The organism is Nocardia cyriacigeorgica (assembly GCF_005863245.1).
GTDB classification, from domain to species: Bacteria; Actinomycetota; Actinomycetes; order Mycobacteriales; family Mycobacteriaceae; genus Nocardia; species Nocardia cyriacigeorgica_C.
Window position 1 is genome coordinate 182,633 of the sequence record NZ_VBUT01000010.1, and the last position, 19,830, is coordinate 202,462.

The window sequence follows — 19,830 nt, forward strand, 5'->3', positions numbered from 1 at the left end:
AAACCGACTCGACGTGTTCAACGACCACCCGATGTAGTGCCGACTCGAGCGGCGGCCCGGGAATCAATATCAAGAAGGCCGGCTCGAGCGGCTACCCGCGGAACTCAGCGATTGCGGCGGTGGCGTAGGTAGGCGACGGTCGGGCTCAGTGCCCGTGACTCCACCAGCTCCAGTTCGAGGGGTTCGGCGCGCGGCGGAAAGAACGGCGTGCCCGCGCCGAGGATGATCGGGTAGACGAACTGGCGGTACTCATCGATCAGGTCCTCGGCGATGGCGGCCGCGGCGAGGGTGGCGCCGCCGATCTCCACCACGCCGTCACCCGGCTGGTCCCGTAACCGCGCGATTTCGGTGGCGAGATCGTCGGTGGCCAGGCGGGCATTGCCCTGCACCGAGTCCAGGGTCTTCGAGAACACCACCTTCGGGATCGGCCGCCAGATGCGGGCGAACTCCAATTCCGCCTCGTCGGTCATGGTTTCCTCGGCGGTCTCCCACACCAGCATCGCCTCGTAGAGCTTGCGGCCGCAGACGATCCCGGCGAGGTGGCGGGTCTGCTCGATGTGGAAGCGGAAGATCTCCGGCTCCGGGGCGGTCCAGCTGATGTCGTCGCCGGGGCCGGCCATGAAACCGTCCAGCGAAACGCTCATCGAGTACGTGACGGGTAGCACCGGTACCTCCTCGGCGACAGGGCGGTGGATTCGGGGCCGAACGTCCTCATCATGCCCGGTTGCCGTGTATCGGACCGCCGGAACAGCCGACAAAGAGCGCGCATCGGACGAGGTCCGGGGCCGGCTGGCGGTGCGAGGATTTTCGTTGTCCTGCCACCGCACCCGCGATAACCTTCCCCTCAGGAGGGGATTCATATGCACGCCAGGTGGTTTCAGCGCTTCGCTGCCTTTGTCACCGTCGGCGCAGCCCTGGCGAGCGTCGTGGGGCTCGGTACCCAATCCCGAGCGGAAGCCCGATTCGGCGATGCGGCGGCCGGAATCGCCCGGACTGCGGCTGGGGTGGGCGGAGCGGGAGCCGGGCTCGCCGGGACCGGAGCCGCATTCGCCCGGACCGGGGCCGGGTTTGTCGGTGCAGGGTCCGGACTCGAACCGTTCGAGCGTCAGCGGGTGGTGTGGCATGGATGTTCGGATCCTGATCTGATCGCTGTGCGCGGTGAATGCGCGGAGATCAGGGTGCCCCTTGATTACAGTGCGCCCGGCGGACGGACGATCAGCCTCGCCATCTCGCGGGTGCCGTCGACCGACCCGGCTCGGCGGCGTGGGGTTCTGCTGACCAACAGCGGTGGCCCTGGGGCGCCGGGTCTCGACCCGGGCGATGCGGTCGGCAACGGGCTGTCGGCCGAGGTGCGTGCGGCTTACGACCTGATCGGATTCGATCCGCGCGGAGTAGGACAGTCCACGCCGGTCAGCTGCGGATGGCCCCCGGGCCGGGTGCCGGGTGGCGATGCCCAGCCGGGCCAGGATCGTGCGGCCTTCGATCGCGATGTCCAGCGCGCCGCGCAGTTGGCCGCACTGTGCATCGGGGCGGAGGGCGCGGCGCTACCGCATATCAATACCCGCAACACCGCGCGGGACATGCGGATGATCGCCGCGGTGCTCGGTGAGTCGAAGATCAGCTATTACGGGCCGTCCTACGGCAGCTACCTCGGTGCGGTGTTCACCCAGATGTTCCCGGAACACAGTGACCGGATCCTGCTGGACAGTGTGGTCGACCCGGAACGGTACTGGCTCGGTCTGTTCCAGGATTCGGGCGTGGCCAACGAGGCCGCGTTGGCGGTGTGGGCGGAGAAGGTGGCCGTCGAGCAGCAACAGTTTCAGTTGGGCGACAGCGCCGAGACGGTGCTGGCCACCGTTCGAGACCTCATGGCGCGAGTCGCGCAGCGACCGATCGAGATCGCAGGGTTGACGGTCGACGACGATATTTTGCTCACGACGTTGAACTTCGCGCTGTCGTTGGGGCCGTATGCCGCCCGGCTGGCCGAGCTCCTTCAGCAGCTGCGAGCAGCGGGCGATGGCGCGGTTGTGCATCCGATTCCGCTGTGGGAGGCGGTGCGAGGGTGGGCCGGATCGGGCGGAATGTTCGAAGCGCATATGGCCGTCAAATGCGGTGACGTCGCCGCGCCGCGCGATCCGGAGTGGTACTGGCGCAATATCGAACGCAGCCGGATCGAGCGCCCGATCTTCGGCCCGCTGTTCAATAACATCGCACCGTGCGCGTTCTGGCCCGCGCCACTCGAGCCGCCGACCCGGATCCAGCATTCTGTGCTGGTGCTGCTCTTGCACGCCGACGGTGATATCCGCACCCCCTATTCGGGTGCGCAGTCCATGCGGCGCGCGATGAGTGAATCCCGGCTGGTCACATTGCGTGCGGTGCGTTGGCACGGCATCCTCGGGCTTCCGAGCCGATGTCTGGCCGACGCCGTCGACACTTTCCTGCTCGACGGGAAACTACCGGCGGCCGACGTGGAGTGCCGTCTCGACCCGCCGTGATCCGCCGGCCGCCCGGCCGTTATCCCACGGACCGGGCGGCACCTACCGCATCAATCGAACTGCGCATCAAGCCAATCGATGGTCTGCATACCGAAAAGATCGGTGCCCCAACCGTAGAGGTCGGTGATCATGCGGATCATGCTGCAATTAGACGGCGCGTACGTGACGTCGGTTCCCTTGGACCGGTAGATATCGGCCAGTTCGCGGGAATCCGCGGCCGGAACCAAGGACATGAACGAGTCGTCGGCGGCGCAGGAAGTGATGAGCACCTTGGACTTCGGCGTGCCCGCCTGGCCGAGGATGTTGTCGTCGTAGGCGTGCTGGAACGCCGGTTCGTCGGCGGGGTTGAGACCGGACTTGAACAGCATCTTCAGCGGGACGAACGGCATACCGAAGTAGGCGGGGGTCTGGCATTGGGTGCGGAAGAAGTCGGCGATGGCTTTGCCCGCGGGGTTGAGCTTTTCGTCGATCTTCATCTCGGGATACCAGGGCTCGAGACCGAGCAGGGTCGCGAACGCGAAGCCCGAACCCACCGAACCGTCGGCCACGCGCATGAAGTTGCGTGGCTTGACCACCATTCCTTCCAGCACAGTCGCTTTCACATCCAGTTCCGGAGCGTAGGTGGGCTGGAGTTCGGCGGAGAAGCCCGCGCCGACGCCGCCGCCGGCGATACCGAACAGACCCACCTGGGCCTTGGGATCCAGGCCCGCTTCCCGGAAGTTCAGAGCCGCGCGGGCGCCGTCGAGCTGGGCGTGGGCGGCGAATTTGCCTGCGAAGACGCCGTGCGGTTTGCGGTCGGCGTCATTGCCGACATCGGAGATCATCACCGCGTAGCCCTTGCCGAACAGCATCGCCAGCGGGCCGAGCGCCGACCAGGAGGCGCCGTCGAGCGGATCGCCGCCGGTCCACTGGGTGCTGGGATGGCAGGACCAGCCGACGCTGTCGTTGGCCTCCTGATACGAGATGAGCTTGCGCTGGTCGTTCGGCTTGCCGCCGACGGGAATCATCAGGATGCCGGTGCTGATCACCGGGGTGACACCGTCGACGCCGGTGGTCACGTACATCAGTTTGTAGGCATCGAGGTTCGCCGGTTTCACTCCGGAGAACATGACGTCGACCCTCTTGGCTTTCAGGACCGTGCCGGGCTTTTCGTCGCCGGTCAGCGGCGGTTCCTGATAGAAGGGGTCGTTGGCGAGCAGGGCCTGGAAGGCTTCGCCCGGTGAGGCGAGGGTGGCGCCTTGGAGCGTGCCGATGACGTAACCGTTGAACACTTCGCCGAGGCCGGGCGTACGCGGTGGCACGAACGGCTCCGGGGGCGCGGGTTGCGCGAAGGCTATTCCGGCACCGGCGAACAGGGTCAGCGCCGCCACCGACAGTGCGGTCAGCGGACGGCGCAGTGAGCGAGTGCCGTTCCGCCGCTGGTTCGAGCGCATGAATTGTGCTGCCTTCATGGTCAGTTCACCGCCATTTCCGCGCCCACCGGCGTCACCTTCATCTGCCGCACCGCCGAATCGAGCAGCTGCGGGATATTCAGCAGCGGGCGATGCGTTTCCATCTGGACCTCGTATGGCGTGCGCATGACCGCTTCCAATGCGGGCCAATTGTTTTCGACCTGCCACTTGTATTTCGGCAGCAGCTCGGAGGTGATGTATTCCCAGCGGGCGTCGAGCACCGACCAGTTCCAATCCGGCAGCGGCATCGTCAGCAGCGCGGGCCTGCCGTCGGCCATGGTGAACGGAATTCGCACCGGATTGAATTCGCGCGGCGGAGCGACACCGGCCACCGACGGCGAACCGGCCGCACCGCTGACGTAGGTGATCGCCTCACCGACTGCGCCCTTATAGGCCCGGACCGCGTCCCACTGCCCGCCGATCGCCCATTCCTGTTCGCGGCGCAGCAGGGTGGCGTTGCCCGCGGCGATCCGGTCGCGGTCACCGGAGGCGATATCGCGCCAGGCGTTCATGATGTCGGCGCCGAAGAGCCCGGCGGCCTGGAATTCCTCCAGCGCGGGCAGCCCCGTGGTGACGTAAGCGTCGTGCATCGGCATCAGGTCGGAGAAGATGTTCTTCTGCATCACCAGGATCATCCCGATGATGTAGTGCAGGTCCTCGGGTGTGATCCGCGGTCCCGCCTCGGCGAGCGCCGCCAGTCCACGCGGGAGCATCGCGACGGCCTGCGGGCCCGCGGCCTGCTCGACCGCGCCGATCACCCTGCGCGCCGATTCCGACAGGCCGGGCAGCGAATAGATGTTGCTCATCAGCTCGAAATCGATGAGGCCGCCCCCGAAATCGGCGCCGACCTGGCCGCCCATGCCCGCCCACTGCAATTCGCGGTGCGCCATTTGCAGATCTTCGTAGTAGCGGTAGGACCGGATCAGGTTCTGCCGATTGGCCTCGACGCCTGCCCGCGGATTCCATGAGCGCAGGTCGATTCCCGCCTTGTTGGTGGCGTCCACCAGCCAGTACTGATAGAGCAGGGCGGCGTAGCGGGTGGGGGCGACGCCCTCGGCGCGCGCCTGGTCGAGCAGGCCGCGCAGCTGGGCCGCGTCGTAGGGCAGGTCCGGGTGCACGCCGCCCGGTCCGGCTTCGGCATTGCGGTTCACCAGCGGCAGATCCAGATAGCGGTCCAGGTCGTCGGCCGCGGCCGGCGCCGTGGCCAGGCCCAGCCCGACCGCGGCAGCGAGCAACACCACTGCCGCTCGAAGCACTATTCCGATACGCATCAGCCGTTCAGCCTTCCTCTTCGCACGCTCGATTTCTCGAGCTCGAATTCAAGAAATGCGCGCTGTGACAGCACATTTCCCGCGGATAGCCACATTCCGGACAAACCGGCTCGGATGCCGAAACACCGATCGATCACCCCGGCCCCGACAGCCCAGCAGGTTACGAGCAGGTAAACACACCCTGACCGGCAAATGCAACCATGCCACGCGCCGGGAGTTGCGTCCGCGGAATCAGTGGAATCGAAGGGAGATCGCCTGGTAATTGCGGGACTGTCGACGTCGCCACGCGGCATATCGCCGCCGGATTATCGACCGAATGGCATGCAAAAGATCACAAAACAGTAACGCACATCAGCTCGGCAGCGAATGCCGCTGCTGTCACCCGAGGCCGGACAACGCAAAAGGGTGGCACCCGGCGCACTGCCGGATGCCACCCCGCACATCGGATTCCGCGCGAACGCGGAGCGGATCAGCGCTCCAGGATCGCGACCACGCCCTGACCGCCCGCGGCGCAGATGGAGATGAGCGCGCGGCCGGAGCCCTTCTCGGCCAGCATCTTCGCGGTCGAGGCCACGATGCGGCCGCCGGTGGCGGCGAACGGGTGGCCCGCGGCCAGCGAGGAGCCGTTGACGTTGAGCTTGCTGCGGTCGATGGAGCCCAGCGCGCCGTCCAGGCCGAGGCGCTCCTTGCAGTACTGGTCGGACTCCCACGCCTGCAGGGTGGCGAGCACGACCGAGGCGAAGGCCTCGTGGATCTCGTAGTAGTCGAAGTCCTGCAAGGTCAGGCCGTTGCGGGCGAGCATGCGCGGCACCGCGTAGGTGGGCGCCATCAGCAGGCCGTCGGGGCCGTGGATGTAGTCGACGGCGGCGACCTCGGAGTCCACCAGGTGCGCGAGCACCGGCAGGTTGCGCTCGGCGGCCCATTCGTCGCTGGACAGCAGCACCGCGGAGGCGCCGTCGGTGAGCGGGGTGGAGTTGCCCGCGGTCATCGTCGCGTCACCGGCCTTGACGCCGAAGACCGGCTTCAGGGTGGCCAGCTTCTCGATCGAGGAGTTGGGGCGCAGGTTGTCGTCGCGGGTCAGTCCGAGGAACGGGGTGATCAGGTCGTCGAAGAAACCACGGTCGTAGGCCGCGGCCATGTTCTTGTGCGACAGGTAGGCCAGCTCGTCCTGGGCCTCGCGGGCGATGCCGAATTCCTTGGCGGTGATGGCGGCGTGCTCACCCATCGACAGGCCGGTGCGCGGTTCGGCGTTACGCGGGATCTCGATGCCGAGCATGCTCGGGCGCAGCTGGCCGACCAGCTTCAGGCGGTCCTTGTTGGTCTTGGCGCGGTTGGCGTCGAGCATCCATTCGCGCATGCCCTCGCTGACGCCGATGGGCGCGTCCGACGTGGTGTCGGTGCCGCCGCCGATGCCGGCGTCGATACGGCCCGCCGCGATGGCGTCACCGACGGTGACGATGGCCTGCAGGCCGGTGCCACAGGCCAGCTGCAGGTCGTGGGCGGGGGTGTAGGGGCTGAGCTTGCTGCCGAGCACACTCTCGCGGATCATGCCGTGCTCGCCGACCCGCTTGAGCACCGCGCCGCCGACGACCATGCCGAGCCGCTCGCCCTGCAGGCCGAAGCGGCTGACCAGGCCGTCCAGGGCGGCGGTGAACATGTCCTGGTTGGAGGCGTGGGCGTACGCCTTGTCGGAACGAGCGAACGGAATCCGGTTACCGCCAACGATCGCGACCGGACGCGGCTGCTTGGTGGTGGTGGCCGGGCTCTTCGTCGAACGGGCTTTGCTAGTCACTCGAGTCTCCAAGGTCTCGTCGGGATCTTCCGCCGCGTCCCGGGCGCTGGTGCGGAACCCCTCCACACGGTTCGGCGCCCGGTCGCAATCGGTTTACATTAAACTTACTCTGGAGTAAGTTTGTTGTCGATACCGCACCCCGCAATTGTGCGCTCGCGCACCTCACGGGCGAAGCCTGCGCCGCTGGTCAGGCAGCCTATGGAGTGATGCGAGCGCAATCAGGGGGACGCACCGACATCCAAGACATCGAGCACAGAAAAGGTGGGAATCGTGGCAGCCAAGAGCAAGGGTGCACCCAACCTCTACGGATCGTTCGTCCATTCCGCCCCCGGCGCCTTCCTCGCGAGCAAGCTGGGCCTGCCGCAGCCGGAAACCCTGCGGCGCTACGTCAAGGGTGAGCCCGCGCTGCCGGGTCCGGTGCTGCTGGGCGGCAAAGGCCGGGTCGCCGAACCGATCCGCGCCCTGCTGACCGACTACACCTTCGCCGACGCCCCCAGCCAGGGCACCAAGTACGGCGCGCTGGTCTTCGACGCCACCGGCATCGGCACCATCGAGGACCTCTCGCAACTGTTCGAGTTCTTCCAGCCGGCCATGCGCAGCATCGCCGCCTCCGGCCGCGTCGTCGTCATCGGCACCACGCCGGAACTGGCCTCCAGCGTCGACGAGCAGATCGCCCAGCGCGCGCTCGAGGGCTTCACCCGCAGCGTCGCCAAGGAACTGCTGCGCGGCGCCACCGCCAACCTGGTGTACCTGCACCCGGAGGCCTCCGCCGCCGCCACCGGCCTGGAATCGACGCTGCGGTTCCTGCTCTCGGCCAAGTCGGCCTTCGTCGACGGCCAGGTCTTCCGGGTCGGCAAGGACGACGCCGTGGCCCCGGCCAGCTGGGACCGCCCGCTCGAGGGCAAGGTCGCCGTGGTCACCGGCGCCGCCCGCGGCATCGGCGCCACCATCGCCGAGGTCTTCGCCCGCGACGGCGCCCAGGTGATCGTCGCCGACATCCCGGCCGCCGGTGAGGCGCTGTCGGAGACGGCGAACAAGGTCGGCGGCACCGCGCTTGCGCTCGACGTCACCTCCCCCGACGCCGCGCAGAAGCTGGCCGAATTCGCCACCGAACGCTTCGGCGGCATCGACATCATCGTGCACAACGCCGGCATCACCCGCGACAAGCTGCTGGCCAACATGGACGAGGGCCGCTGGAACTCGGTCATCAACGTCAATCTGGCCGCACCGCACCGCATCACCGAGGGCCTCGTGGCTTCGGGCGCACTGAAGGCCGGTGGCCGCGTCATCGACGTGTCCTCCATCGCCGGTATCGCCGGTAACCGCGGCCAGACCAACTACGGCGCGTCCAAGGCCGGCGTCATCGGCATGGTGAACGCCGAGGCGCCGAAGCTGGCTGAGAAGGGCATCACCATCAACGCCGTCGCCCCCGGCTTCATCGAGACCGCGATGACCGCCGCCATCCCGCTGGCCACCCGCGAGGCCGGCCGGCTGATGAGCTCGCTGCTGCAGGGCGGCCAGACCGTCGACGTCGCCGAGACCATCGCCTTCTTCGCCAGCCCGGCGTCGAACGCGGTGAACGGCAACGTGGTTCGCGTCTGCGGTCAGAGCCTGATCGGAGCATGATGACCGAGACCATCACCCTCACCGAGCCGCCGAAGAACGGCAAGCTGTACCTGAAGGCAGCGCTCGGTTCGGTACCGCTGCCGCTGGTCTCGGCGCGTAAGCCGACGCTGCCCGACCGTGAGATCAAGCTCGACGGCGTGCGCGTGGATCCCGATCACCTGGCCGCCTACTGCCGGGCGACGGGCCTGCGGTTCGGTGATTCGCTGCCGCTGACCTACCCGTTCATCCTCACCTTCCCGGTGGTGATGCAGCTGGTGGTGCAGCGCGACTTCCCGTTCGTCGCGGTGGGCGCGGTGCACGCGGAGAACGTCATCGAGCGGACCCGCGAGATCTCGGTGAGCGAACCGCTCGACATCACCGCCCATATCGAGAATCTGCGCGAGCATCCGAAGGGCCTGCTGGTCGACGCGATCAGCGAGATCCGGGTGGGCCGCGAGCTGGTGTGGCGTCAGGTCACCACCTTCCTGCACCAGCAGCGCACCTCGCTCTCGGGTGGGCCCAAGCCCGAACCCAAGCCCGACGAGGTGCCGCCGCCCCCGCTGCGCACCCTGCGGGTGGATCAGCCGACGATCACCCGGTACGCGGCCGCCTCGGGCGACCACAACCCGATCCACACCTCCGCCCTCGGCGCCAAGGCGTTCGGTTTCCCGAAGCCGATCGCGCACGGCATGTGGTCGGCGGCAACGGTTCTCGGATCGATCGAGGGCCGGATTCCGGAACAGGTCACCTATTCGGTGAAGTTCGGTAAGCCGATCTTCCTGCCGTCGACGGTGAACCTGTACGCCGATCAGGCCGACGGCGGCTGGGATCTGGCGCTGCGGCACCCGAAGAAGGGATACCCGCATCTGACGGCGACGCTGCGCTGAGCGGATTCGGGCGATGCGACTGGAGCCGCGCACCTTCCGGGGTGCGCGGCTCTTTCGGTTCAGCAGTCGCAACCGCATCCGTTGCAGCAGCAGCCATCACAGCAACCGCCCCCGCCTTCACCCCCGCCGCAGCAACTGCCGCAGTTCGAGCAGCAGTCGATGCCATCGCAGCAATTGCCGAGGTTTTCTTTCCACCAGGCCGGGCGTTGTTCACCGTTACACGGATTGGTGTGGTCGGCGCAGCACGCGTATCCGGTGCAGTAGATGCCGAGGATGGCGGGTATGGCCTCGGCGATACCGGGGCGGCGGGTCGGCGGACGATGGCCGGTGCGGTCCCTGCGCGCCTGCGCGCCGAAGCGGCCGCGCTCGGCCCGGCGTCCGTCCGGGAATTCCGGCTCAAGCGGTGCGACCGAGCACACGTGGGCCACGGCCCCCGCGCCGCGCCCGATGCGCCGCATCAGCGCGTGTAGCGGGTCGAGCAGCATCCATCGCACCGCGGGCCGGTCTCCGAGATTGGTCGCCGCTATGGCGGCACGCAAGCGCGAATCCGACTGGTGCAGTAGGTCATACGCCTGCGGCATGCCGGTGCCGGTGGCGACGAGCGGGTTGAACCGGCCGCGTTCGCGATCGGTCTCGAAGTCCTCGATGGCGTCGGCCAGGTGGGCGATGCGGCCGAAGTGCCTGCCGGCCTCGCGCAAGGGCGCGATGTTGTCCGGCCGCTCTGCGAGCACGGCGGAGTGGGCGAAGAATTCCGCGGCGCACAGCTGAGCGGGCTCGGTCAGCTCGTCGAGGGTCAGCAGGTGCGCGCGGCGTTCGCGATCGGCTTGCGAATCGAGCGCCGCGACAAGCGGTTCCACATCGAAGCCGATCAGTTGGGCCTGGCGGCGGGCGGCGTCGGCCCAGCGGGTCGACATCTTCGCCATGGGACGGCGGGTCAGCACTGAGGTGTCGCCGTCGTCCTCGACGTGGTCACGAATCTTGGCCGAGCCCAACAGCAGTGACGCCGTCGAGGCCAGCATGATCCCCGCCGAATCAGCCGTGGCCACCTGCGCCCGGCGCATGCCGCGCAGCGCGCACGGTCCGGCGGAGATCCGCTCGACCCGGCCTTCGCGCTGCGCCTCGGTGAGCATGCTCAGCACGATGGCATCGGTATTGGTGGCGCTGCGGGCAAGTTGCCCGTGCCCGTCGCGCAGGCCCAGGCACAGCCCGCACATATGCGCCTGCCACTGCTGTGGATCCACCCCGTACTTCGCCGCACTGTGCGCGCACGGCTTCAGCAACCCGAACAAACGTCCCCTCCGCGAAGTCTTGCCGAAATCCCCGGCCCCGTAGAACGCCCCGAACTCTCGCACCTACCGCGCCGCGCGGCAACTCCGCCGCCGCCCGCGCCCCCTCAGAGCCCGCACGAGTGCTACATGGCTGAGGCATTTCGCGAGTAGCGCCCTCGCTCATGTAGCGCTCGCGGGGCTATTCGGCTTTTTTGCGGCCGGCGAGACCGCTCCAGGCGAGGTCGTCGAGGAGGTCGACGGCCTTGGAGACTTCGATTCGGCCGGTGGCGACGCGGTCGGCGATGGCCTCGCCCGCGCCGATGACGGCCGCAGCGACGACGTCGAAGTCGGTGCCGGGTTCGGCGTGCTTGGCGCTGGATTCGAGCAGTTTGGCGGTCAGTTCGATGACGCGCTCGCGGGCGTTCTCGATTTCGGAGGCGAAGGCTTGCTGGCCGATGGCCTGGCGGTAGAGCACCTGCCAGGAATGCCGGTTGTGGTCGACGAAACCGAGGAAGCCTTCCAGCGCGGTGCGCAACTGTTCGTGCGGGGACAGCAGCGGATTTCCGGCCGGTGCGACGGATTCGATCAGCCGCAGGCCCTCGCGCTGGATGCAGGCGCGGAACAGTTCGTCCTTGGAACCGTAGTAGAGGTAGAGCATCGGCTTGGAGATCTTGGCCTCGGCGGCGATGGCGTCCATCGAGGTTTCGTGGAAACCCTTACGCGAGAACACCTCGACGGCGGCGTCGAGCATTTGTTGCTCACGAACCGCCCGAGGAAGTCGCTTCGTTCCGCCCGCCATCCGCTCTCCTACTACAGGGTGAGCACCCTATATTACTCCAAGGTAAGTTCTTGTTGGACAGATTTGCCCGGCAGTCGCTCAGAATGAGTTTTTCGCCGCGGGCCTGTCAGCAGTGCAGCGGCGCACCCTTGAACCACGCCATCCGCAACACCGACGCGTCCACCTGCGCGATGGGCAGCCGCCCGCTCCACACCGCCTGTTCGAGCCGGTCCAGCACCTGCGGAACGGCATCGGTGGTGATCCACAGGGCGTTGTCGGCACCGGCCACCAGCGAGGCCTCCACCGCCTCCGGAATGCTCATGCGATCGGTGATGGCCGCCATGCCGCCGAGATCATCGGTGAAGATCGGCCCGTCGAAGGGGGCCGCGCCGTAACCGGTGCCCTTGCGCAGCAGTTCCATCGCCGCCGGGCTGATGCTGGCGGGCACGTTCGGCGCCGTCAGTCCCGGCACGTCCAGATGCCCGACCATCACGCCCGCACCCGAACCGACCAGATCGCGAAACGGCACCAGATCGCGGTTCTGCAACTGATCCAGCGGCGGGGTGCGCACCGCGCCCAGATGCGAATCGCCGGAACCGGCGCCGTGCCCCGGGAAATGCTTCATGACGGTGCCGACCCCGACCTCGCGCATCGCGCGGATGTAGGCGCCGGCGTACTCGGTGACGACCATCGGGTCGTCGGAGAAGGATCGGTCGCCGATGACGGAGTTGTCCGGCTGGCTGCTGACGTCGACGTCGGGCGCGAAATTCACCGTCACGCCGAGGTCTTTGAGCGCCTTACCCCGCTCCAGCGTCGCGGTGTAGAACTCCTCGGTGGTCATCGTCTTGGCGGTCTGCCGGGCCGAGGGCGCCGGGCCGATCAGATCGCTGACCCGCGAGACGCGCCCGCCCTCTTCGTCGATGGTGACCATCAGCGGCACATTCGCCGCCGCCTTCACCTGTTCCACCTGACCGTCGGCCAGCAGCGACTGATCGGTCCAGCCGCCGATGAAGATGCCACCCACCTGGTGATCACGCACCACGGCCAGCGCGTCGGCGGTGCTGTTGACACCGACGGTGAGCAGCTGGGCCAGCTTCTGACGCGGCGTGAACTTCGCCAGATAATCGGCCGAACAGTCGCGTTCGGCGGTGGTGGTGGCGCCGGGCGTGGCGGCCGGAGTCGCCTCGGTGGCAACCGGGCGCGAGGTGGCCGAATTCCCGGCATCACCACCGGAACATCCGGTCGCGATGGCAGCCAGAACCGCGAACAGGACCAGAGGCGTCTTGCGCATATAACGACGGTAATCCGCGCGCACGGGTCGACGGTAATCCGCACCGCCCATCGGCGGTGAGCGCGCCCGCGCGGGAGCCGCTCACCGGCCCGGTCCGGGAGTAACCTGAGGACGTAGCCAGGAGACCACCGGGAGGTCGCCGTGCCTTGCGATCTGATGCTCATCGCCTACGACGGGTCCGACCACGCCAAGCGGGCCATCGAATACGCCGGGCGGTTCCTCACGGCCAATCGCGCGGTCGTGCTCACCGCATGGGAACCCATGGTGCGCCAGGCCGCCCGCATCTCCGGGCTCTCCGGTGTGATGCAGCCGGAATGGGTTCCCGACGAGGAGATCGAGGACGTCGCCTACGTCTCGGCCCGCGAAACCAATCGTGAAGGTGTGCGCCTGGCCGAATTGGCCGGACTCAACGCCGAGGCCAGAACCGCCGAATGCACCTCGACGATCTGGAACGCCATCGTCGAATGCGCCGACGAGCTGAATGTCGACGTCATCGTCGCCGGTACCCGCGGCGCCACCGGCATCCGCGCGCTGCTGCACAGCAGCGTGGCCGACGCGGTGCTCAAGCACTGCCATCGGCCGGTCTTCCTGGTTCCGCCGGCCAAGTGAACCGGCCGCCCGGCCCTGCGATGTGCGGCCTCAGTCGGCAGCGGTCATCCCGGTCGACGCCTTCGCTACACCGCCGGCGCCCGGCCGAGGCTCGATGAGATCTACGTCGCCCCGGCGGACGTAGCTCACCAACTCCGGGAATTCCGGGGCTACCGTCGGGCTATGGACGGGTTCTTGCTGGCCGCCCCGGACGGTGTGGTCCGGGCGTACGACACACGCGCCACCTTCGATGACGCACAGCGGGCGGTCACCGCGCTGCGCGACGGGACGGCCGCGATGGTGGTCGGCGCCCTGCCCTTCGACCCGCGCGAACCGGCGGCGTTGAGCGTGCCGGGGCGGGTGGAGCACACCGCTGGACCGTGGCGCCCGGCCGCCGTTCCCGAACTGCCGCCGGTCAGCGTGATCAGCGAGCTGCCGAGCACCGGCGAGCACCTGGCGCGGGTGGCGAAACTGGTCGAACAGCTCGGCGATACCCGTCGGCCGTTGCGCAAGGTGGTGGCGGCGCGGTCGGTGCTCGCCGCTGCCGCCGAACCGCTGGACGCTGAGGTGGTGGCTGCGCATCTGCTCACCCGGCATCCGCGCGCACACGTCTACGCGGTGGATTTGACCCCGGCCGGGCGGGCGGGCGAGGCGCTGGTGGGCGCGACGCCCGAGGTGCTGGTCTCCCGGCACGGCACGACCGTCACCCTGCATCCGCTCGCGGGCACCCTACCCCGCCTGGCTGACCCGGACGCCGACGCCGTGCAGGCCCGGGAACTGCTGTCCAGCACCAAGAATCGCGATGAGCACGCCTTCGTCATCGATTGGATCGCCGACAAGCTCGGCCCACTGTGCTCATCGCTATCGATCCCGGAGGGCCCCGAACTGGTGCAGACCCAGCAGGTCTGGCATCTGGGCACCCCGATCACCGGCACCCTGCGCGATCCCGCGCCCACCGCCCTGGAACTGGCGCTGCTGCTGCATCCGACGCCCGCCGTGTGCGGGACCCCCACACCGGACGCGCTGGAGGCGATCATCGAACTCGAAGGCGACCGCGGGTTCTACGGTGGCGCCGCCGGCTGGTGCGACGCCGACGGCGACGGCGACTGGGTGGTGGCGATCCGCTGCGCCGAGATCGCGGCCGACGGGCTCTCGCTGCGCGCGTTCGCCGGCGGTGGGATCGTCGCGGCCTCGGAGCCCCGGATCGAACTGGACGAGACGACCGCAAAACTGCGCACCCTGCTCGACAGTCTCAACTGCGCGCTGCCGACATGATCCGGTCGACGCCGGCACCACGCCCGGAATCGTCGACACCGCCACGGCGCGATTCGAAGCACGGCCGAATCGCGCCGCGAACTACCGCCGACCCGCGACAGCGACCGTGACCGCCGCCGGCGTTCGTCCGTCGCGGGTTCGGTCTGTGCCTCGGCGAGAACGGCGCAGAGCAATACGGCCACCGCAGATCTGCCCGCGGACCTCGGCCTCGGTCGCCCGCCCGGTGTGCCCCGTCACCTGCCGATCCGGAAATATCTTTTCGCTATAGCAGACCTGCGCATACGCGAATCCCCGAAGTCCTGCTAGGTTGGCCGGGAATACCTGCCTTCCGCGAAGTATTGGAGTGCCCCGATGAAGTTTGCTGTACCTGGTGCCGCTAGTGCGGTCGCCGGCGCCGTCCTGGGTGCGATCGCGGTGTTCATCATCACGGCGGCAGTGCAGCAGAACACCCGCCCGGAGATCGACCGCAGCGGCGACGCCGACTCCTCGCTGTTGAACAACGTCGAATACGGCAGCCGCTGATCCACCCTCGGTTTCTCTCGGATCGCTCGCGCCCGTCGCGAGCGATCCGCTGACCGTGCCGCGCGTCGACCCTGCGCGGCACCGTGGTCCGGACGCACGCGAGAACATCGCGAGTCGTTCCCTTCTGCCGTCTGCGCTTCCGATAGTCGTGATCCGGCGGGTAGGCGCGATCGCTCGCCCCGATGCCCGCGACGCCGACTGATACGAACGTGATGCCCGACGACACCGCAACCTCCGTGCGCCGACCGGACGCCGACCGGCCTTCCACACGCGTACCCAGGGCGGATCGGGCACCCGAAGAAACCGCGCCCCTCGGGAGGCGCTGGTTCGCGGGCACCGTCGTCGCCGCCTTCCTGCTGACGTTCCTCCAGGCGCCCGGCTTCACCGTCGCCGACACCAAATACGACCTGGCCGAGAACCCGCTCGGCTTCCTGGACCGCGCTTCGCACATGTGGAGCAGTCAGGCCCCGATGGGGCAGGTGCAGAACCAGGCCTACGGGTACTTCTTCCCGCACGGCAGCTTCTTCTCCCTCGGCGATCTGCTCGGGCTGCCCGCCTGGGTGACCCAGCGGATCTGGTGGGCGCTGCTGTTGCTCGCGGGGTTCTGGGGGATCGTCAAGCTGGCCGAAACGCTCGGCATCGGCAGCCGGGGCTCGCGCGTGATCGCCGCCGTGGCCTTCACGCTCTCGCCGCGGGTGCTCACCACGCTCGGGTCGATCTCCTCGGAGACGCTGCCGATGGTGCTGGCGCCGTGGGTGCTGCTGGCCCCGGCAGCACTCGGTACGGCGTATCAGCGACGACGCGGTGGTGCGCGCTCACCCGCGGGCAGTGCGCTGGCGTTGGCCTTGATGGGCGCGGTGAACGCGGTGGCGACCGTCGCGGCGTTCCTGCCCGCGCTGCTGTGGTGGGCGTCGTACCGGCCGAATCGCCGCTGGTGGCGGTTCACCGCGGCGTGGGTTCCGCTGCTGGTGCTCGCCACGTTCTGGTGGGCGGTGCCGCTGCTGCTGCTCGGCCGGGTGAGCCCGCCGTTCCTCGACTACATCGAATCCTCCGGCGTCACCACCCAGTGGGCCTCGCTCGGTGAGGTGCTGCGCGGCACCGACAGCTGGACGCCGTTCGTCTCGCCGGAACGCATCGCGGGCGCGGTGCTGGTCACCCAACCGGCCGCGGTGCTGGCCACCGGCCTGATCGCGGCGGCGGGCATGGCCGGGCTCGCGATGCGGTCGATGCCGGGACGCGGGCGGCTGACGTTGATCCTGTGCGTCGGACTCGTCGGCATCACCGCCGGATACGTCGGCGAACTCGGCGGACCGTTCGCCGAATCGGTGCGGGTGTTCCTGGATTCGACGGGCGCGCCGCTGCGCAATGTGCACAAGCTCGAGCCGCTCATCCGCATCCCGCTGGTGCTGGGCCTGGCGCATCTGATCGCCCGCGTTCCGCTGCCCGCCTCGGTGCCGATGCCGGTCTGGCGCAGCGCGTTCGCCCATCCCGAACGGGACCGGAAAGTGGCGGTGACCGCGCTGATCCTCACCGCGCTCGCGCTGTCCACCTCGCTGGCCTGGACCGGCAAGCTGGCCCCGCGCGGCGCCTACGACGAGGTTCCCGAGTACTGGCGCCAGACCGCGCAGTGGTTGAACGACAATGCCGCCGACACCCGTGCGCTCGTGGTGCCGGGGGCGCCGTTCGGCAGTCAGGTGTGGGGCCTGACCCGTGACGAACCGCTGCAAGCGCTGGCGCGGACACCGTGGGCGGTTCGCGACGCGGTGCCGCTGAACCCGCCTGGCACCATCCGCGCGATGGATTCGGTGCAGCGGCTGATCGCCGACGGCCGCCCCTCCGCCGGGCTGGCCGCGACGCTGGCCGGGCAGGGCATCGGCGTGGTGGTGCTGCGCAACGACCTGGACCCGGACACCTCGCGCTCGACCCGGCCCATGCTCGCCCATCAGGCGCTCGACAACTCGCCGGGACTGCGCAAGGTGGCCGAATTCGGCAACCCGATCGAAACCGGCGTCATCGCCGACGGGCTGGTCGCCGACGGCGATCTGCGCCCCGCCTACCCTGCCGTCGAGATCTACCGGGTGGATATACCGGCGCCGGGCACCCCCGCCGAGCTGCGCAGCGGCACCGGCGCACCGGATGAGCTGCCCGGCGCCTACACCGTCCCACTGAGCACCGTGCCAACCGTGCAGGGCGGGCCGGAAGTGCTGGAACGACTCAATCGCGATCCCGGCGCCGGCGCCGACCCCAGGCTGCTCGCGGCCGACCGGGCGCGCGCCGGGCTGCCGATGGGTCCGGTGACCATCACCGATACCCCGATGGCCCGCGAAACCGATTTCGGCAAGGTCGACAACCACAATTCGGCCCTGCGCGCACCCGACGACGCGCGCCGCACCCACAATCTGGTGCCCGACTATCCGGTTCCCGGTGCGGAATTGGTACGCGGCGAATGGTCCGGCGCGACCGTCACCGCATCCAGTTCCGCCGCCGACGCCACCCAGATCGGCGGTTCTGCGCCGGGCAGCTCCACCGCGGCGGCCGTCGACGGTGATCCCGCGACCGGCTGGGTCAGCAATGGCGCCGAACGCGCGGTGGGGCAATGGCTTCGGCTCGACCTCGACAAGCCCATCCGCGCGGGCCTGTTGAAGGTGACGACCAGCGCGGCCGCCATCGGCGACCCGGTGAAATGGGTGGAGGTGCGCACCGACAACGGCAGTGTGTCCGCCCGCATCTCCGAACCCGGTGCGCAGGTGTCGATTTCGCTGCCCGCGGGGACGACCAGCTGGATGACCATCACCGCCATCCGCACCAGGGACGGCACCGCGGGCGGCCAGTTCGGCATCAGCGAACTCACCCTCGACGACTATTCGGTGCGCGACGCCCCGGTGCGCGTCGACATCCAGCACCGCACGGTGCTGCCACCCGCACCCGAAGGCGCGACCGTCGCCGGCTGGGATCTGGGACAGGAATTCCCCGGTCGCAGTGCGTGTTTCGATGCGCCTGACCGGGTGCGCTGCGGGAAGGGCCTCGGGCTCGCGCCGGAGGAACTCGGCGCCTTCCAGCGGACGCTGTCGGTGCCCGAGGGCCTGACCGTCACGCCCGAGCTGACCTTGCGCACCCGCCAGGGACCGGCGCTCGAAGCGCTGCTCACCGACCCGCGCCGCCCGATCGCCCGCGGCGCCTCCGACGTCGGCGACCTGCGTGGTTCGGCCTTCGCCGCCACCGACGGCGATCCGCGCACCAGCTGGACCGCACCCGAGGACACCGTGCGAAACCTGCTCGGCGGCAGGCCCACCCTGACCATCGAGCTGCCGGAACCGGCGCTGGTGACCGGCCTGGACATCACCGCCTCGCTGGGCGGGCTCCCGGCCGCGCCGACGTCGGTCGCGGTGAACCTCGGCAATGGACCGCAGGTACGCGAACTCGACGACGAGACGACCCGGATCGCACTGCACCCCACCGTCACCGACCGGATCGAACTCACCTTGCAGAGCTGGGATTCGGTACTCGACCGCACCGCGCTCGGCTTCGCCCAGACCCAGCCGCCCGGACTCGCCGAGGTGTCGGTGCTCGGACCGGACTACCCGGCGCCCGCCGACCCGGACCGGTTGATCACCATCGGCTGCGCGGACGGGCCGACGGTGGCGTTGGGTGGAGCGGTCTTCCAGACCTCGGTCACCGCGACCGCTGCGGAACTGCTGTCGGGGGCACCGGTTTCGGCGCAGGTCTGTGGCGTCGATGGGCCGACGGGCGAACCGGGTACGCCAGGACCCAAATCGGGTGCGCCGCTCGCCGATCCGGGCTCGACGGACAGCGAGGCCGATGTCGCTGGTTCCCCCGCAGCCGACGGTGCACAGACCGCGGCCCCGACCGTCGACCTGTTCCCCGGCCGCGTGGATGTCATCGCCGCGCCGACCGAGCTGTTCTTCGTCGACCGGCTGCGGCTGGACAACCCCGCCGTCGACCCGGTACCGAATCCGCCGGTCACCGCAGGCCCTCAGCTGCTGGTTCTGCCGCTGAGCACCAACGTCGGCTGGACCGCCGAAACCGCCGACGGCCGCGAACTCGACCCGGTCGTGGTCGACGGCTGGAAGCAGGGCTGGCTGCTGCCCGAGGACGTCGAAGGCCCGATCACCGTCGCGTTCCCCGTCGACCGCTGGTACCGCCTCGCCATCTTCGGCGGCCTGCTGCTGTTGATCCCTCTTGTCGCCCTGGCCATTCCGCGTCGCGGCCGCCCGCTCCCGGACGGCCCGGCCCCGCACACCTGGCGCTCCCGCTGGGTCCCCGCCGTCGGCCTTGCCGCCGCGACCACGATCATCTCCGGTCCGGTCGGCACCGCCCTGACCGCGGCCGGTCTCGCCCTGATCCGCTTCGTGCACCGCATTCCGCGTACCGCGCTGGTGGTGATCGCCGGTGTCGGCACGGCGCTCTCGGCGGCGGCGTTGTCGACGGGACCGTGGCGCTCCCCGACCGGCTACATGGGTGGTTCGCTGTGGGTGCAGCTGCCCGCCCTCATCGCCGTCATCGCGGTCGGCATCGCCGCGCTGCCGCCGCGCGGGCGCAAAGGGGAAACACCCGAGTCCGATCAACTGCCATAGGGCGAGCCGGTC

At 69.0% G+C, this 19,830-nt stretch carries 14 protein-coding genes; 7 read left to right on the top strand and 7 right to left on the bottom strand.

Features of this window, described 5'->3' with window-relative positions; translation table 11 throughout:
* Positions 1-104: 104 nt before the first annotated feature.
* The gene (locus FEK34_RS23990; protein ID WP_138451251.1) at positions 105-665 is read right to left on the bottom strand and encodes a dihydrofolate reductase family protein; all 561 of its coding nucleotides are present in this window, start codon (positions 663-665) and stop codon (positions 105-107) included.
* A 513-nt stretch (positions 666-1,178) separates the two neighbouring features.
* Here FEK34_RS23990 and FEK34_RS23995 point away from each other — a divergent pair.
* Entirely contained in the window at positions 1,179-2,495 is a 1,317-nt protein-coding gene (locus FEK34_RS23995) for an alpha/beta fold hydrolase (RefSeq protein ID WP_249359544.1), read from the top strand.
* Between the two features lie 50 nt (positions 2,496-2,545).
* Here FEK34_RS23995 and FEK34_RS24000 read toward each other — a convergent pair whose 3' ends face one another.
* The 3 genes from FEK34_RS24000 to FEK34_RS24010 all read right to left on the bottom strand — a co-directional run bounded on the left by FEK34_RS24000 (position 2,546) and on the right by FEK34_RS24010 (position 7,009).
* Positions 2,546-3,928, bottom strand: a complete 1,383-nt coding sequence (locus tag FEK34_RS24000; protein ID WP_138451410.1) for a lipase family protein — start codon at positions 3,926-3,928, stop codon at positions 2,546-2,548.
* Positions 3,929-3,948: 20 nt separating this feature from the next.
* Positions 3,949-5,217 (bottom strand): hypothetical protein, encoded by a 1,269-nt coding sequence (locus FEK34_RS24005; RefSeq protein ID WP_138451255.1) that lies wholly within the window; start codon positions 5,215-5,217, stop codon positions 3,949-3,951.
* A 469-nt stretch (positions 5,218-5,686) separates the two neighbouring features.
* The gene (locus tag FEK34_RS24010; RefSeq protein ID WP_138451257.1) at positions 5,687-7,009 is read right to left on the bottom strand and encodes an acetyl-CoA C-acetyltransferase; all 1,323 of its coding nucleotides are present in this window, start codon (positions 7,007-7,009) and stop codon (positions 5,687-5,689) included.
* 270 nt (positions 7,010-7,279) lie between these two features.
* On the opposite strand from FEK34_RS24010, the gene FEK34_RS24015 reads away from it, so the two are divergent.
* Positions 7,280-8,635: a 3-oxoacyl-ACP reductase gene (locus tag FEK34_RS24015; RefSeq protein ID WP_138451259.1), complete on the top strand. Its 1,356-nt coding sequence runs from the start codon at positions 7,280-7,282 to the stop codon at positions 8,633-8,635.
* A complete protein-coding gene (locus tag FEK34_RS24020) occupies positions 8,632-9,501 on the top strand; it encodes a MaoC family dehydratase (protein ID WP_138451261.1) in 870 nt (289 codons plus the stop codon). The genes FEK34_RS24015 and FEK34_RS24020 overlap by 4 nt, the downstream gene beginning before the upstream one ends.
* 59 nt (positions 9,502-9,560) lie before the next feature.
* Here FEK34_RS24020 and FEK34_RS24025 read toward each other — a convergent pair whose 3' ends face one another.
* From FEK34_RS24025 to FEK34_RS24035, 3 genes are all read right to left on the bottom strand, one after another.
* Positions 9,561-10,790 carry a DUF5685 family protein gene (locus FEK34_RS24025; protein WP_138451263.1) on the bottom strand — a complete coding sequence of 410 codons (1,230 nt, stop codon included), beginning with the start codon at positions 10,788-10,790 and terminating at the stop codon, positions 9,561-9,563.
* 178 nt (positions 10,791-10,968) lie between these two features.
* On the bottom strand, positions 10,969-11,568 hold the full coding sequence (locus FEK34_RS24030) for a TetR/AcrR family transcriptional regulator (protein ID WP_036541284.1): 600 nt from the start codon (positions 11,566-11,568) through the stop codon (positions 10,969-10,971).
* Positions 11,569-11,674: 106 nt separating this feature from the next.
* Positions 11,675-12,838 (bottom strand): glycoside hydrolase family 3 N-terminal domain-containing protein, encoded by a 1,164-nt coding sequence (locus FEK34_RS24035; RefSeq protein ID WP_138451266.1) that lies wholly within the window; start codon positions 12,836-12,838, stop codon positions 11,675-11,677.
* Between the two features lie 141 nt (positions 12,839-12,979).
* Between FEK34_RS24035 and FEK34_RS24040 the strand changes: the two genes are divergently transcribed.
* The 4 genes from FEK34_RS24040 (at position 12,980) to FEK34_RS24055 (ending at position 19,818) form a co-directional block, all read left to right on the top strand.
* Positions 12,980-13,447, top strand: a complete 468-nt coding sequence (locus FEK34_RS24040) for a universal stress protein (protein ID WP_138451268.1) — start codon at positions 12,980-12,982, stop codon at positions 13,445-13,447.
* 162 nt (positions 13,448-13,609) lie between these two features.
* Positions 13,610-14,701 (top strand): isochorismate synthase, encoded by a 1,092-nt coding sequence (locus FEK34_RS24045; protein ID WP_138451270.1) that lies wholly within the window; start codon positions 13,610-13,612, stop codon positions 14,699-14,701.
* Between the two features lie 351 nt (positions 14,702-15,052).
* Positions 15,053-15,223 carry a DUF2613 domain-containing protein gene (locus tag FEK34_RS24050; protein WP_081597515.1) on the top strand — a complete coding sequence of 57 codons (171 nt, stop codon included), beginning with the start codon at positions 15,053-15,055 and terminating at the stop codon, positions 15,221-15,223.
* Positions 15,224-15,435: 212 nt separating this feature from the next.
* Positions 15,436-19,818, top strand: a complete 4,383-nt coding sequence (locus tag FEK34_RS24055) for an alpha-(1->3)-arabinofuranosyltransferase (RefSeq protein WP_138451272.1) — start codon at positions 15,436-15,438, stop codon at positions 19,816-19,818.
* The last annotated feature ends 12 nt before the right edge of the window (positions 19,819-19,830 follow it).